The following is a 1,968-nucleotide window of genomic DNA, read 5'->3' as shown; positions in this document are numbered from 1 at the left end:
GTTACCAGCAAGTTTATCCAAAATGCCGCATTAATGAAAAAAGTATTAAGTTTTATAATTCTAAATTCTTGTCTCTTAATTTTCGCACAGAATCTAAATTTGAGAAACACAATTAGTGAAGATTTTGAATTTCCACAAAAACTGCAAGAAGATGATATTGCTATCGTTCGTGAAATTAGTGGCGGTTGGACAGCCTATGATTATTTAACTTATTACTTTATTGACAACAATGGAAATATAAATTCCTATTCTGAAGAAAGACCTAAAAAATATCTTAAAAATAACGAACTAAAAACAACTTTAAAAAACCTTGAATTAACTGAAGACAAAAAAAGCAAAATAAAACAACTTATTAATTCGATGCAACTTTCTGAATTTTTAAAATTCAATCAGGAAGATTTTAAATTAAAAGTCGATGAAAATTTGGCACCACCATGTATTATATCTGACCATAGCACTATTCAATTGACTTTTATTCAGAATAACAAACAGAATTCCTACCGTTATTACGCACCTAAATATTATTACGAAAAATGTCCTCAGATAAGCATCAATAAAAAAATGCTGAAAAAATATATTGACATTATCGATTTACTTTAATCAAAACCTGCTGGTAACAAGATATTTCTACAAGCGGGTTTGAAGTTTTCATCGAAGATTTTAGCGATTAATTCAATTTTTAGCAAGTAGAAAGATTTCGTATTTTTAGCCCGCCTGCAGAAATACCCAACCGTTAGCTGTCATTGCAAAAAACCGACAACTCAAACTAAAAACAGAAAATAATTACGAATGAAAATAGAAGACATATCAATATTTGGAGAATATAAGCAACCAGAAAACAGAGTGACTTCTGCTTTTCTTCAAATATGCAAAATAGGTGGAGAAGATTTCATTCGATATTTGACAACAGAATTAAATATTCAATTGCCAAGCAGTGAAATTGCCATTCATTCACAAGCAAAAAATGAAGTTGGTGTCCCAGACGGATTACTTTTAAGCAATTTCTCATTTAAACTATTTGTAGAAAGCAAAATAAAAAGTAATTCTGTTGATATTTCTCAACTCGATAGACACAGAACACAAGTTAAAACAAGTAACGATTTTTTACTTTATTTGACACCTGATGAAAATAAACCAAAGCAACTTGGAGAAACGCATTGGGCAAATTGGTTGAAAATAATTAATATATTCAATGACTATTTACAAACCTCACAATCAGACAATAAACAACTACTCGAATTTTTAATTGAACATTTCAATACGTTATTAGACAACTTAAATTTACTCGGATTTAATTGGGATTTGAATAATGACAAAGTAATAATTGTTGCAGGCTCTTGGGCAGAAGGAGTTGCATTGAATTATAATTTGTATATGTGTCAAAATAAAAGAACTTTTAAATCTGCACGTTACCTTGCTTTCTACAACAACTCACAAATAAGACACGTTTTTGAGATATTAGAAAAACCTATCGACAATGTTGATTTGACAAAACATTTAGAATTTAAAAACTACATAGAACAAGCAGAACCAAATTACGAGGGATTAAGAAAAGTATTTAAACTAAAATTAAAACAAAATATCGGACCAATAATTAATGACAAAATTGACAAAAATGGAAATCCTTGTCCTTTCACTTATGGACAACCAAGATATACAGATTTAGACAAATTATTAAAAGTAGATAGAACCTCACAAATATAAAAGCAACGAACAGCTAACATGGGTTTGGCAAAAGTGGGGCTTTAGTACTAGGCTGAACATTTGTAGTTTCTATTAGCTTTTGTACTAAATTTGAACTTTGGTACTTTCTAAACCCCACCTTCGCCAAGCCCCGAAACGTTACCAGCAAGTTTATCCAAAATGCCGCATTAATGAAAAAAGTATTAAGTTTTATAATTCTAAATTCTTGTCTCTTAATTTTCGCACAGAATCTAAATTTGAGAAACACAATTAGTGAAGATTTTG

2 protein-coding genes are annotated in these 1,968 nt (G+C 29.8%); both read left to right on the top strand.

All coding sequences use genetic code 11. The features are described 5' to 3' along the window. Window positions 1-600: hypothetical protein (locus WBY99_RS11370; RefSeq protein WP_423976452.1), on the top strand; the 600-nt coding region annotated here is incomplete at its 5' end. Window positions 601-789: 189 nt separating this feature from the next. Next, the gene (locus tag WBY99_RS11365; RefSeq protein WP_423976451.1) at window positions 790-1,704 is read left to right on the top strand and encodes a hypothetical protein; all 915 of its coding nucleotides are present in this window, start codon (window positions 790-792) and stop codon (window positions 1,702-1,704) included. Window positions 1,705-1,968 lie beyond the last annotated feature (264 nt).

The sequence above is a fragment of the Kaistella sp. genome (genome assembly GCF_049588135.1).
Lineage (GTDB): Bacteria > Bacteroidota > Bacteroidia > Flavobacteriales > Weeksellaceae > Kaistella.
Note: the sequence above shows the minus strand (reverse complement) of the source record. Positions and strands in the feature narration are given on the sequence as shown.